10 protein-coding genes and 1 pseudogene are annotated in these 13,541 nt (G+C 71.3%); 8 read left to right on the forward strand and 3 right to left on the reverse strand.

Annotated features, from left to right (window positions below):
- The 3 genes from E4P40_RS11620 to E4P40_RS11630 all read right to left on the reverse strand — a co-directional run bounded on the left by E4P40_RS11620 (nt 1) and on the right by E4P40_RS11630 (nt 3,500).
- Entirely contained in the window at nt 1–684 is a 684-nt protein-coding gene (locus E4P40_RS11620; RefSeq protein ID WP_135158787.1) for a TRIC cation channel family protein, read from the reverse strand.
- 87 nt (nt 685–771) lie between these two features.
- Complete coding sequence (locus E4P40_RS11625; protein ID WP_135158786.1) at nt 772–2,826, reverse strand: acyl-CoA dehydrogenase; 2,055 nt, start codon at nt 2,824–2,826, stop codon at nt 772–774.
- Nucleotides 2,823–3,500 (reverse strand): TetR family transcriptional regulator, encoded by a 678-nt coding sequence (locus tag E4P40_RS11630; protein WP_135158785.1) that lies wholly within the window; start codon nt 3,498–3,500, stop codon nt 2,823–2,825. The genes E4P40_RS11625 and E4P40_RS11630 overlap by 4 nt, the downstream gene beginning before the upstream one ends.
- Before the next feature lie 59 nt (nt 3,501–3,559).
- Here E4P40_RS11630 and E4P40_RS11635 point away from each other — a divergent pair, with 59 nt between their 5' ends.
- The 8 genes and pseudogenes from E4P40_RS11635 to E4P40_RS11670 all read left to right on the forward strand — a co-directional run.
- Nucleotides 3,560–4,834, forward strand: a complete 1,275-nt coding sequence (locus tag E4P40_RS11635; protein ID WP_135158784.1) for an acetyl-CoA C-acetyltransferase — start codon at nt 3,560–3,562, stop codon at nt 4,832–4,834.
- Nucleotides 4,835–4,859: 25 nt separating this feature from the next.
- Complete coding sequence (locus tag E4P40_RS11640; protein WP_135158783.1) at nt 4,860–6,215, forward strand: 3-oxoacyl-ACP reductase; 1,356 nt, start codon at nt 4,860–4,862, stop codon at nt 6,213–6,215.
- Nucleotides 6,215–7,069 (forward strand): MaoC/PaaZ C-terminal domain-containing protein, encoded by an 855-nt coding sequence (locus E4P40_RS11645; RefSeq protein ID WP_135158782.1) that lies wholly within the window; start codon nt 6,215–6,217, stop codon nt 7,067–7,069. Before E4P40_RS11640 ends, E4P40_RS11645 begins: the two co-directional genes overlap by 1 nt.
- Nucleotides 7,070–7,360: 291 nt before the next feature.
- Nucleotides 7,361–8,332: a sugar ABC transporter substrate-binding protein gene (locus E4P40_RS11650; RefSeq protein WP_135158781.1), complete on the forward strand. Its 972-nt coding sequence runs from the start codon at nt 7,361–7,363 to the stop codon at nt 8,330–8,332.
- A complete protein-coding gene (locus E4P40_RS11655) occupies nt 8,323–9,864 on the forward strand; it encodes a sugar ABC transporter ATP-binding protein (protein WP_135158780.1) in 1,542 nt (513 codons plus the stop codon). The genes E4P40_RS11650 and E4P40_RS11655 overlap by 10 nt, the downstream gene beginning before the upstream one ends.
- Nucleotides 9,857–10,855 carry an ABC transporter permease gene (locus E4P40_RS11660; protein ID WP_167762191.1) on the forward strand — a complete coding sequence of 333 codons (999 nt, stop codon included), beginning with the start codon at nt 9,857–9,859 and terminating at the stop codon, nt 10,853–10,855. The genes E4P40_RS11655 and E4P40_RS11660 overlap by 8 nt, the downstream gene beginning before the upstream one ends.
- A 71-nt stretch (nt 10,856–10,926) precedes the next feature.
- The gene (locus E4P40_RS11665) at nt 10,927–13,173 is read left to right on the forward strand and encodes a N,N-dimethylformamidase beta subunit family domain-containing protein (RefSeq protein WP_135158778.1); all 2,247 of its coding nucleotides are present in this window, start codon (nt 10,927–10,929) and stop codon (nt 13,171–13,173) included.
- Nucleotide 13,174: 1 nt separating this feature from the next.
- Nucleotides 13,175–13,541 (forward strand): annotated as a pseudogene (locus tag E4P40_RS11670) (pyridoxal 5'-phosphate synthase lyase subunit PdxS); the annotation flags it as partial.

Genomic DNA, 13,541 nt, shown 5'->3' on the forward strand with positions numbered 1-13,541 from the left:
TCAGGGCCGCTTGCGCCGGCCCCACCGGTCCCGGGCACGTCCTGGCAGGTCCACGGCGACCGGTGCCGACCAGCCGCGCCAGACCGACAGCACCCGCAGGGCCGCCACGAGCACGATGACCGCGGCGGCGACGGGCAGCGCGTCGAGGCCGAGCGGCCCGGAGAGCACGGTCAGCGCCGTCGCGCCGATGAGCGCGGCGACGGCGTTGTAGGGGCCGGGCTGCACGATGTCGGCCCGCTGGGCGAGCAGGACGTCGCGGATGACCGCGCCGCCCACCGCGGTCAGCGTGCCGATGAAGACGACCGAGGCGCTGGGCAGCCCGGCCAACTGTGCCTTCCCCGCGCCGATCACGGTGAAGAACCCCAGCGTGACGGCGTCCAGGACCACCAGCAGGCCGGTCAGCCGGGAGAGCCAGCCGGAGAAGTAGAAGGTGACACCGGCGGCGATCGCGACCGTCGGCAGGTAGGCCTCGTTGGTGAGGGCGACCGGGGGCAGGTCGCCGAGGAAGACGTCGCGGATGAGCCCGCCGCCGAGGCCGCCGCTGACGGCGAGCAAGAGCACACCGGAGACGGCGAACCCCTCGCGCGCGGCGAGCAGCCCGCCGGTGAGCGCACCGATGACGATGGCGGCGAGGTCCACCGCCGCGGGTACCCGCAGCGTCTCCGCGGCGACCAGGATGTCCACGGACGCCGATTCTCCCGTCCACCCCCGGCCCCCCTGCAGGGTCCCGCCGCGAGCTTGCGAGTGGCGGGGGGCAGGGGGGTCCTTCTGCTACTGGGCGGGGGCGACCTCGAGGTCGGTGGCGCTGTCGCCGGGGGCCTGGTCGCCCTCCGCCTCCGACCGCACCTCGGCGTCCCGCGCGGCCATGGCCTCCTGGCGGTCGGCCTCCTCCTCGAGGATCTGCGCGGCCTTCCACCCGGCGGGGATCGCGAACGCGTCGACCAGCGTGGTGATGTGCGGCCGCAGGTCCTTGAGCAGCTGGTTCACGGTCCCGGTCAGGGTCTTGGCGCGCGCCGCGGTGAGCTGGCCGTGCTCCATGAACCAGGCCTTGTCCGCCTCGATGGTCGACAGCGCGTAGAGGTCGCAGAGGGTGTCGAGGAGCCGCCGGGCGTCGGGGTCGGTCGTACGGTCGACGCCGGCGACGAAGGCCTCGAGCACGACGCGGTCGATGTGCGACTGCGCAGTCTTGAGGACGTGGTCCTGGACGTCGTTGAACATGTCGAACGGCGCCATGCCCTGGGTGGTCGAGTTCTTCCGCAGCCGCCGGATCGCGCCCTCGAGCGCGTGCTTCTCCCGGAACTCGAACATCTTCAGCTGCCAGCCGCGGTCGAGCATCGGCACCTCGTCGTCCCGGCCGGGGACGGCGTCGATGAGGCGGGCGATCAGCGCGCGGGCCGCCGTCCGCTCCAGCACCGTCTCCCGCACCATGTCGGCGATGAAGCCGATCCGGCCCCAGCCGTCGAGGGAGCCGAACGTGTCGCGGTAGCCGGTGAGCAGGCCCTTGGCCACCAGCTGCAGCAGGACGGTGTTGTCGCCCTCGAAGGTGGTGAACACGTCGGTGTCGGCCTTGAGGTGCGGCAGCCGGTTCTCCTGCAGGTAGCCCGCACCGCCGCACGCCTCGCGGCACATCTGGATGGTGCGGGTGGCGTGCCAGGTCTGGGCGACCTTGAGCCCGGCCGCGCGGGACTCCAGCTCCCGCTGTGCCTCCTCGTCGATGTCCTGGCCGTGGGTGTGGACGGCCGTCTGGATGTCGTGCATGTCCTCGACGAGCCGGCCCTGCGCGAAGTGCAGGCCGTACGTGGTCGCCAGCGCGGGGAGGAGCTTGCGCTGGTGGACGAGGTAGTCGTTGATGACGATCTCGCGCTCCTCGCCCGGCGCGGCGAACTGGCGCCGGACGTTGCCGTACCGGACGGCGATGTCGAGGGCCAGCTTGGTCGCCGACGCGGCGGAGCCACCGACGCTGACCCGCCCGCGCACGAGGGTGCCGAGCATGGTGAAGAAGCGGCGGGTCTCGTTCTCGATGAGGCTCGTGTAGGTGCCGTCCTCGGCGACCTGGCCGTAGCGGTCGAGCAGCATGTCGCGGGGGACCTGCACGTGGTCGAACGTCAGCCGCCCGTTGTCGACGCCGTTGAGGCCCGCCTTCGCGCCGTCGTCCCCGATCGTGACGCCGGGGCACGGCGTGCCGTCCTCGTTGCGGATCGGCACCAGCCATGCGTGCACGCCGTGGTTCTTGCCCTGGGTGATCAGCTGGGCGAAGACGACCGCCATGCGGCCGTCCTTGGCCGCGTTGCCGATGTAGTCCTTGCGGGCGGCCTGGTGCGGGGTGTGCAGGTCGAAGCACTGCGTCTCGGGGTCGTAGGTGCACGTCGTCCGCAGCTGCTGGACGTCGGAGCCGTGGCCGGTCTCGGTCATGGCGAAGCAGCCGGGCAGGTCGAAGGTCATGACGTCGCGCAGGTACTTGTCGTGCTGCCGCTGGCTGCCGAGGAGCTGCAGCGCGCCGCCGAACAGCCCCCACTGCACGCCGGCCTTGACCATCAGCGACAGGTCGCCGAACGCGAGCATCTCGATCGAGGTGACGGAGCCGCCGGAGTCGTCCTCGCCGCCGTACTGCTTGGGGAACCCGTACCCGACCCGGCCCGAGTCGGCGAGCTTCTTCGCCGCCCGGGTGACCCGGTCGCGGGCGTCCTGCATGGACTCGCCGTACACCGGCAGGAAGTCCCGGTCGTTCAGGTTCTCGCGGGCGTCGCGGCGCACGTGGGCCCAGCGGCCGTCCAGGACCTCCTGGAGCTCCTTCGGGTCGACCGAAGGGGGCAGGCTCGTTGTCACAGTTCCTCCTTGCTCGGACGTACGGGGGGCACGACGCCGGACAAGCCGGCCCAGGCCAGATCGGTCAGGTGCGCGGCGAGTTCGCTGCGGATCATGGGGCGCTCTGCGCGCAGCCACCAGTCGGCGGCCGAGCGCACGAGCCCGACGAGGCCGTGGCCCCACGGCCCGGCGGCGGCCGTCTCCTGGCCCGCGCGCTCGAGCGCCTCGGTCATCAGGGCGGCCACCTGCTCGCCGACGAGGTGCGAGAGGTTGTCGATCGGGTCGGCGGCGGGCCGGTCCGGTGACTGCTGGACGACGAACCGGTAGAGCTCGGGATCGGCCTCGAGGAACGCCAGGTAGGTGGTGATCGCGGCCGCCACCATCTCCCGCGGCTCGTCACTGCTCTCCATCGCCTCGCGGAGCTTGGCCAGCAGCTGCTCGGCCACCCGGCCGCAGACGGCGACGTGCAGCTCGCTCCGGTCGGCGAAGTGGCGGTAGACCACGGTCTTGCTGGTGCCGGCCTCGGCGGCGATCTCCTCCATGCCGACGCCGGCGCCGTGCCTGCTGACGGCGGCGAGTGTCGCCTGGACGAGTTGTTCCCGGCGCGCGCGACGGTGGTCGTCCCATCTCGAGTCGCGGCGGTCGCGCACCTGCGCGATCTTGTGCGACGAGCGTCTCACCGCCTCGGCTTTCATGTGAACGACAGTACCGCGTACTGTGAGTACCGGCCAATCCACCGACCCTGGAGGTTCCGATGGCTCGCAAGGCCGCGATCGTCGGCGGGAACCGGATCCCGTTCGCCCGCTCCAACTCCGCGTACGCCCAGGCGTCCAACCAGGACATGCTGACCGCGACCCTCGACGGGCTGGTCGCGCGCTTCGGGCTCCGGGGCGCGCAGCTGGGTGAGGTCGTCGCCGGCGCCGTCCTGAAGCACTCCCGCGACTTCAACCTGACCCGCGAATCGGTGCTCGGCTCCAAGCTGTCGGCCACGACACCGGCCTACGACGTCCAGCAGGCCTGCGGCACCGGCCTCGAGGCCGCGATCCTGGTGGCGAACAAGATCGCGCTGGGGCAGATCGAGTCCGGCATCGCCGGCGGGGTCGACACGACGTCGGACGCGCCGCTCGCCGTCGGCGACGACCTGCGCCGCGTCCTGATCAGCCTGAACAACGCCAAGACGCTGCCGGACCGGCTCAAGGCGCTGACGAAGATCCGGCCCGGCCAGCTGGTGCCGGAGATCCCGCGCAATGCCGAGCCCCGCACCGGCCTGGCGATGGGCGACCACGCCGCCATCACCGCCAAGGAGTGGGAGATCGGCCGGGAGGAGCAGGACGAGCTCGCCGTCCGCTCGCACCACAACATGGCCGCCGCCTACGACCGCGGATTCTTCGACGACCTGGTGACGCCGTTCCTCGGCCTCACCCGGGACAACAACCTGCGGCCGGACTCCTCGATCGAACGACTTGCGAAGCTGGCTCCTGTTTTCGGCAAGGGGGAGGGCGCCACGATGACGGCCGCCAACTCCACGCCGCTGACCGACGGCGCCTCGACGGTGCTGCTGGCCTCCGACGAGTGGGCCGCCGAGAACGGCCTGCCGGTGCTCGCCCACCTGGTCGACGCGCAGACCGCCGCCGTCGACTACGTGCACGGCGGCGAGGGGCTGCTGATGGCCCCCGTCTACGCGATGCCGGTGATGCTGGCCCGCAACGGCCTGTCGCTGCAGGATTTCGACTTCTACGAGATCCACGAGGCGTTCGCGTCGACCGTGCTCTCGACCCTGAAGGCGTGGGAGGACCCGGCGTTCTGCAAGGGCAAGCTCGGCCTGGACGCGCCGCTGGGCTCGATCGACCGGTCGAAGCTCAACGTCAACGGCTCGTCCCTGGCGGCCGGGCACCCGTTCGCCGCGACCGGCGGCCGGATCGTGGCCCAGCTGGCCAAGCAGTTGCACGAGGCGGGCCCGGGCAAGCGCGGCCTGATCTCGATCTGCGCCGCCGGCGGCCAGGGCGTCGTCGCCATCCTCGAGTCCTGACCCCCCTCGGAAGGAACCCGCACACGTGAGCGACTGGTACCGCGACTTCGCGAACTCCGGCTTCGGCACCACCATCACCAAGCAGCTCGGCCTGCCCCGCCCCGCGGTGCTGCGCCGCCACGAGCCCGGTCAGCCGCTGCTGCCGGGACCGGCGGTCATCGGCTCGGCGGGGGAGGGCCGGCTGCGCGACGCGCTGACCCAGCTCCTGCGCACCGAGGGCATCCACGTGCAGTCGCCGGTCACCGCCGACGGCGCCACGGACGGCGAGAAGCCGGCCGCGGTGATCCTCGACGCGACCGGTCTCCGGACGCCGGCCGACCTGGCCGGCGCGCACGACTTCCTGGCCCCCGCGGTGAAGCGGCTGCGCGCCACCGGACGGGTGCTGATCCTCGCCGACCCGCCGTCGGACGCCGACTCCCCGGCCCAGGCGGCCGCCCGCCAGGCGCTGGACGGACTGGTCCGCTCCATCGGCAAGGAGCTGCTGAACGGCTCGACGGCGAACCTCGTCTTCGTGCCCGAGGGCGCCGAGGACGCGATCGCGTCGCCGGTGCGCTTCTTCCTCTCCGGCCGCTCGGCCTACGTCGACGGCCAGGTGGTCACACTGTCGGCTGCCGACCAGCCCGGCAGCGAGGACGGCGACCAGCCGCTGGCCGGCAAGGTCGCCGTCGTCACCGGTGCCGCCCGCGGCATCGGCGCAGCGATCGCGAAGGTCATGGCCCGGGACGGCGCCCACGTCGTCGCCGTGGACATCCCGGCGGCCGGCGACTCGCTGGCCGCCGTCGCCAACGAGATCGGCGGGACGGCGCTCCAGCTCGACATCACCGCGGACGACGCCCCCCAAAGGCTGGTCGAGCACCTGCGCGAGCGGCACGGCGGGGTCGACATCGTCGTCCACAACGCCGGGATCACCCGGGACAAGCTGCTGGTCAACATGGACGCCGCCCGGTGGAACTCGGTGATGGCGGTGAACCTGCAGGCGCAGCTGGACATCACCCAGGCGCTGCTGGACGCCGAGGGCGTGCTCAACCAGCACGCCCGCGTGGTGTGCGTCAGCTCCCAGTCGGGCATCGCCGGCAACCGCGGGCAGACCAACTACGCGGCGTCCAAGGCCGGCGTCATCGGCATGGTGCGGGCCTGGGCGCCGGCGTTCGCCGAGCGGAAGGCGACCATCAACGCGGTCGCGCCGGGTTTCATCGTCACCGAGATGACGGCGAAGATGCCGCTGGGCACCCGCGAGGTCGGTTCCCGGCTGAACTCGCTGCAGCAGGGCGGGCTGCCGGTCGACGTCGCGGAGACGATCGCGTGGTTGTCGCAGCCGGGGAGCGCGGGGGTCAACGGCCAGACCGTGCGGGTCTGCGGCCAGTCGCTCCTGGGCGCCTGATGGCGACGCGGGTTCTGGAGTCCGCCCCGAACCTGGGGCAGCTCTACGCGAAGGCCGCCGTCACGGCGTGGGGCCGGGGCGGCGACCTGCCGGACGAGCACCTGGCCCGGAAGGGCGTCACCGTCGACCCGGCGCACCTGGCCGCCTACACGCGGGTGTGCCGGCTGCCGCTGAACGACGTCCTGCCGGCGACGTACCCGCACATGCTCACCTTCCCGCTGCAGATGGCGCTGATGAGCGACCGCGCGTTCCCGCTGGCACTGCCCGGCCTGGTCCACGTGCGCAACCGGATCGAGGTGCTGGGCCCGATCGGCTCCGACGCGCTGCTGGACCTGGAGGTGTGGGCGGAGAACTTCGCCACTCACCGCAGCGGCGCCGCCGTGGACCTGTGCGCGACGGTCTCCGCCGGCGGCCAGGAGGTGTGGCGCTCGCGGTCGACGTACCTGTCGCGGGGGGCGACGGCGCCCGAGGGTGCGCCGGAGGCCCACATCGAGGTGGCGGTCGGCGACCTCGAGCGGGTCTCGGCCACCTGGCGGGTCCCGGACGACGCCGGACGGCGGTACGCCAAGGTCTCCGGCGACGTGAACCCGATCCACCTGTCGGGTCTCACAGCGAAGGCGTTCGGCTTCAAGCGGGCGATCGCGCACGGCATGTGGGTGAAGGCCCGCGTGCTGGGAGCGCTGTCCGGGCGGCTGCCCGACGCGATCGACGTCGACGTCAGCTTCCGCAAGCCGCTGTTGCTCCCCAGCACGGTGACGTTGTCGACGGCGCAGGCGGGCGGTGGCTGGGACTTCGCCGTCCGCAACGAGAAGAGCGCGACCGAGCACGTCGTCGGGACCATCCGCCCCCACTGAGCGCGCCTGGTGCTCAGGACTGCGCGGTCGGCCACCCAGGACGGCGTGCGCAGGGTCCGCCCCGTCGTCAGCCCCTACCCGCGCGACGCTGACCGAGCACGCGCCGGGCGCCACCGGGAGCATCCGCTGGAGGTGCTCCTGTGTGGTCGGCCGTCGGTCCCCGAGCCGCCTGGGCCACCGAACCGGTTCGGTCTCCGATCACTGATCGCCAACGACCTTTGCGTATTCCTTGACGACTTCCCGGCCCCTCCCTACTGTCTGCACAAACGTTTGCTCTGAAGGGAGCTACCCATGCATGTCCCTCGATACTTCACGAGAGCGGTGACTCTGGTCGCCGCTCTCCTCGTCTCGACAGCGCTCGCCGCCTGCGGCGGAGCGGAGGCCTCCGGGGGCGGTGAGCAGAAGACGATCGCGTTCAGCCACGCGGCGTCGGAAGCCCCGATCGCCGTGGCCGTCACGGCCGCTGCCAAGGCGCGCGCCGAGGAGCTCGGCTACCGCTTCCTGTCGGACGACCCCCGCGGTGACACGGCCGTCCAGGTCAAGGACATCGAGAACTGGATCACGCAGGGGGTCGACGCGATCGTCGTGTTCCCCTTCGACCCGTCCACCGTGGCCGGCCTGCAGAAGCGCGCGCAGGACGCGGGTATCAAGTGGATCACGTACAGCGCGCAGATGCCCGACGCGGACGGCGCGGTGCTCTTCTCCCACGAGGCCTCCGGTGAGGTCATCGCCGAGTCCGTGACGCAGTGGATCTCCACCCAGGGCGGCAGGCCGGTCAAGGCTCTCCTGCTGACCGCGAGCGCGCTGACGTCCGTGGCGCCGCGCTGGGAGCTGCCTGGGGAAGCCATCGAGGCCGCCCCCAACGGGAGCGTCGTGGCCGAGCAGGATGCCCTCGATGAGGCCACGGGGCTGCGCGTCACCGAGGATGTCCTCCAGGCTCATCCTGACCTGCGCGTCGTCATCTCCATGAACGACGACAGTGCACTCGGTGCGCTCAAGGCGTTCCAGAACGCCGGCATCCCCGCCGCAGAGAGCTACATCGCGGGCCAGGACGGGAACGTCCGGGCACTCGAGGAGCTCCAGACGGACGGTCACTACAAGGCGACGGCGGCCCTGCGCGTGCAGACGCTCGGCCAGGACATCGCCAACATCGCCGACCGTGTCTTGAACGGCGAGTCCGACGTGGTGATCGAGCAGACACCCGTGCTTGCCTCGTTCGAGGACCAGGCCCTCGTCGCCGAGCTCCTGGACGAATGGAACTAGGCCCATCGGCTGCGCCGGCACTGGACGTCCGCGGGCTCGTCAAGAGCTTCGACGGACGTCCGGTGCTGGCCGGTGTCGATCTCACGGTCCGTGCCGGTGAGGTCCGTGCCCTCCTCGGGGCCAACGGAGCCGGGAAGTCGACCCTGATCAGCTGTCTCAGCGGTGCGAACATCCCCGATGGGGGCACGATCGCACTCAACGGCGTCATCCAGGCGATTCGCTCTCCGCGCGATTCGCTGAACGCCGGGTTGTCCGTGATCTACCAGCACTTCAGCGTCCACGACGGCATGTCGGTCGCGGACAACATCTTCCTCGGCTCGGAGCTGACCACCCGCGGGCGGCTGCGGAAGCGCGATGAGCTCCGGGCGGCCAGGCAGCTTCTCGACGGCTTCGATGTCCGCATCGACCCCCGTGTGCACGTCGGTGACCTCAGCGTCAGCGAGAAGCAGCTGGTCGAGATTGCCAAGGCGTTGCACCGCAGGCCGCATGTCCTCGTGCTCGACGAGCCCACCGCGGCGCTCGGCGAGCGGGAGGCGGCGGTTCTCCTGGACGAGGTCCGTCGTCTCGCCGACGTCCGTGGTGTCGGGGTCGTCTACGTGTCGCATCGCCTCGACGAGGTCTTCGCGATCGCCGACAGCATCACGGTGCTCCGCGACGGCGGAGTCGCCCTCGAAGGGCCACGCGCGTCCCTCCGGCGGGAGGACGTCATCGCTGCGATCTCGCCGCTCGCCGCCACTCCGTCGGCCGCGGTGCCAGAGGTGCGAAGGTCCGACCCCACGCGGCTGCTCCTGGAGACGCGCGGGCTGTCGGTCGGTGTCGTGGGGGGACTCGACCTCGACGTCGCGGCCGGCTCGTGCGTCGCCCTGTACGGGAACATGGACTCGGGGGCGTCCGACGTCCTCCGGGCGCTCAGCGGGGTCATCGCGCGCAGTGGCGGCGAGGTGCGCGTCGACGGCCAGGACTACCACCCGTCGACGCCGGTCCAGGCCATCAGGCGCGGGGTCGCCTTCGTCCCGGGCGAACGCAAGCAGGCCCTGCTGCCGGATCTCCCGGCGTCCGACAACGTGATGGTCGCGCGCCGTGCCCTCGGGTCGGCACCGTGGATGCGCAAGCGTGCACAGGAGGGTCGCGCGTTCGCCGAGCTGGCGGACGAGATGGTGCTGAGCCCGCGCCTCCCGACGTTGCCGGCGCGGTTCTTCTCCGGCGGGAACCAGCAGAAGATCCTCATCGGCCGATGGCTCCTCGCCCGACCCGGTATCAAGGTCCTGCTGCTGGACGAGCCCACCCAAGGTGTGGACATCGCAGCCAGGGCCGAGATCTGGAAACGAATCCGGCAGGCTCTCGCCGAGCGCGAGATCGCCGTCGTCTTCCGTTCGTCCGACCCGGACGAGGTGCTGCAGCTCGGTACGGACGTCGTCGTCCTCAGCCGGGGCACCGTGACCCTGCGCACGAGCGTCTCGGACGCACGTGCCGATCAACTGATCGCAGCGGCCCATGCCGCGGAACGCACGAAGGAGCCAGCAGGTGGCTGAACTGACAGCACGGGTCGCGATCAAGGCCCCCGATCTCAGAAGGGGCATGGCTACGAATGCGCTGCTCATCGCGTTCGCCGTCCTGGTCCTCTTCTTCTCGCTGAGCTCCGACGTGTTCTTCACCGTGGGCAACTTCCGCACCGTCCTGCTGCAGAGCGCCCTGACGCTGGTGATCGTGACGCCCTTCGCGCTACTGCTCATGGCCGGTTACGTGGACCTGTCCGTCGGCTCCACCGTGGGTCTCTCGGCCGTGGTCAGCGGTTGGACCATGCTGCAGGGCGTCGCCTGGCCGCTGGCGGCGCTCGTCGGAGTGCTGACCGGTCTGGTCGTGGGTCTCGTCCACTCGTGGCTGGTCGTCATCCGCGGGCTGTCGCCGATCATCGTCACCCTGGGCACGCTGTCGGCGGTCCGCGGCCTGTCGCAGATCGTGGCGCCGGACGCGCTGTACGGGTTCCCCGAGTCCTTCCTCGACTTCGGCACCGCCGGCGTGCTCGGGGTGCCGATCCTGGTCATCATCGCTGTCGTCGTCGTGACCGTCGGCGTCGTCATCCTCAACTGGACGGCTACCGGGAAGCACATCCTCGCCACGGGCGGTAACCCCGAGGCGGCGCGGGTCTCCGGTGTGAACATCACCCGGATCGGGATCTGGCTGTTCGTCATGACCGGGGCCGCCGCCGGACTGGGCGGCGTCATGCTCGCCGCCCGCGTGGGCAGTACCCCGGCCGCCACAGCCGGTCTCGGCCTGGAAATGGCGGTGCTCACCGCGGCGCTGCTGGGCGGCGTCGCCTTCACCGGTGGCCGCGGCACGATGCGGGGAGTCGTCCTCGGGGTGCTGTTCCTGGCACTGCTCCAGAACGGACTCACGATCCTCAACGTGCCGCCGTCGTGGTCGGTCGCGGCCCAGGGCACGGTGCTCGTCCTGGCGGCGTTCGCCGAGAAGCTGGCCGGCGCCCAGGCGGGGAAGGTCCGGAGCGCGGCAACTCCGGAGTGATACGTGGGCGCCCGGCCGGGCCGGTCGGGCGCCCACGGCGACCATCGAGAACGCAGAGGAGACAAGCAAGGGTGCCTGCTACGAACGCCGTCTACGGATACACCGACCGCCTGTCCTACGCGCCGGGCGACCGCGTGCGGGTGCACGTCAACGTCGACCGCCCGACGGCCGTGGACGTTCAGCTGGTCGAGCTGACCGGAGACGACGTGATCAGCGTCCCGTGGAGCGGTGCCGGAACTTTCGAGGCCCTGCCGCAGGAGCACTCCGTGGGCAGCTTCGCGGTGGTCGATCAGGCCTTCTCGCGGTCCGCCCACGACTTCACCTGCGGCATCTGGTTCTGGCCCACGGCGCCCGATCTGGCTGGCCGGCAGACGCTGCTGGCCGTCGACGGGGCCGACGGCCGCGGACTCGTCCTGGCTGTCGAGGGCGGCGACGTGGTCGCTGCCGTGGACGGTCCACAGGCGGTCTCCACGCAGGTCCGGGCGGGGGCAGCGCTCCGGTCCCGGACGTGGTACTTCGCCACGGTCGAGGTCACGCAGGGCAGCCTCACGGTGCGTGTGTCCGCGGTCGGGCCGAACCCCGTGACGTGCACGGGACACGGCGAGGCGGTCTCGCTACCCCACCTGGACGGCGCGCGGGTCAGCCTGGCGGGTGGGAAGGTGGCGCGCGTCGACCGGACGGACGGCGCCGTGCACGGCTCCGCGCGGGACCTCTTCAACGGCAAGCTCGAGGCGCCGTTCCTCGTCGCCGGCCGGCTGAGCTCCTCGGAACTGGCCAGGGCCGCATCCGGCGACACGACGGTGGCGGTCTCCGATGTCGCGCGCGTCCTCGGAGCCTGGGACTTCGCTCCCGCACGCCCGGGCAACGACATGACCGTGCGTGGCGTCGCGGGCTCGCCCGACGGGCTGCTGGTCAATCTGCCCGCGCGGGGCGTGACCGGAGTCGGTTGGTCGGGCAGCGTCACGAGCTTCGTGCACGCACCCGAGCAGTACGCCGCGGTGCACTTCCACGACGACGCCCTCAGCGACGTCGGCTGGTCGGCGCTGCTGGAGGCGAGCCTGCCTCACGACCTGCCCTCGGCGTTGTACGGCATCGTCCTGCGCGCGGAGGACCACACCGACGTCGTCCCGGTGACGCTGGTTCCGGCACCGGAGTCCGCACCTGCACCGATCCTCGTCGTGCTGCCGGTGTTCACCTACCTCGCCTACGCCAACGAGCACATGTTCGAGGGTGACGTCTCGGGGCTCCGAGCTGACATCCGTCTCGACCCGCGGGACGCCGTGCGGGTCGGGAGGCCCGAGTACGGCCTTTCGCAGTACGACCGCCACTCGGATGGCACTGGTGTCTTCTTCAGTTCCGCTGCGCGGGCCATTCTCACCATGCGCGCCGACTACGAGATGTGGCTGACCGAATCGGGCCGGGGCTATTCCGGCGACATGTACCTCCTGCGCTGGCTGCGTGGCGAGGGCTGCACGTTCGACGTCGTCACCGACCTCGAGGTGCACCAGCAGGGTCACGCCCTCCTGTCCCGTTACGCCGTCGTGGTCACCGGTGCGCACCCGGAGTACACCTCCGCCGAGATGAACGCGGGACTGCAGGCTTACCGTGACTCCGGCGGGAACCTGATGTACCTCGGCGGTAACGGCTTCTACCAGGCAACCGGTGTTCTCAGCGAGAGTCCGCTGATCACGGAGATCCGGCGCGGGAATGCCGGGGTGCGTGGCTGGGACTCCGAGCCCGGTGAGGTGACTCTGCTGAGCTCGGGAGAGCCGGCCGGTCTGTGGCGGCATCGCGGGCGCGCCCCGCAGGCTCTCGTCGGGGTGGGCTTCTGCGCCCAGGGCTGGGACCGCTCGTCCCCCTATCGGCGTTCGGCCGCGAGCTACGCCGACGACGTGAGCTGGATCTTCGACGGCGTCGAGGGCGACGTCTTCGGTTCGGTGGGTCTCGTCCGTGGCGGTGCAGCGGGTGATGAGATCGACCGCGCCGACACCACTCTGGGCACGCCGCCCGGGACGGTGGTGCTGGCCAGCTCCTTCGGGCACAGCGACGAGTACCAGCGGGCGATCGAGGAGCTGGGCATGAACCTGCCAGGTCTGGGCGGTGGGACGACGGATCCGGAGGTTCGCGCCGACGTGACCTACACGCCGGTTCCCGGTGGCGGTGCCGTCTTCTCGGTCGGCTCGATCGCCTGGACGGGTGCGCTGGTCGGCAAGGAGGCCGACCCGGGGGTCGTCGCTGTCACCAGGAACGTCCTGCGCAGGTTCGCGGCGGCGTCCGGTCGCGTTGTTCCCGCTGTCGACGAGACGAAGGTGGACTGACATGGCATCGGACGGGAAGACCAGTCACTCCGCCGTCGGTACCGACCGCGTCAAGCGCGGCATGGCCGAGCAGCTCAAGGGCGGGGTGATCATGGACGTCGTCACCCCGGAGCAGGCGAAGATCGCCGAGGACGCCGGCGCGGTCGCCGTGATGGCGCTGGAGCGGGTGCCCGCCGACATCCGCGCGCAGGGCGGCATCGCGCGGATGAGCGACCCCGACATGATCGAGGGGATCATCGGCGCGGTCTCGATCCCGGTGATGGCCAAGGCCCGGATCGGGCACTTCGTCGAGGCGCAGGTCCTGCAGAGCCTGGGCGTGGACTACATCGACGAGTCCGAGGTGCTCACCCCGGCCGACGAGGCGCACC

This window comes from Blastococcus sp. CT_GayMR20, from assembly GCF_004570345.1.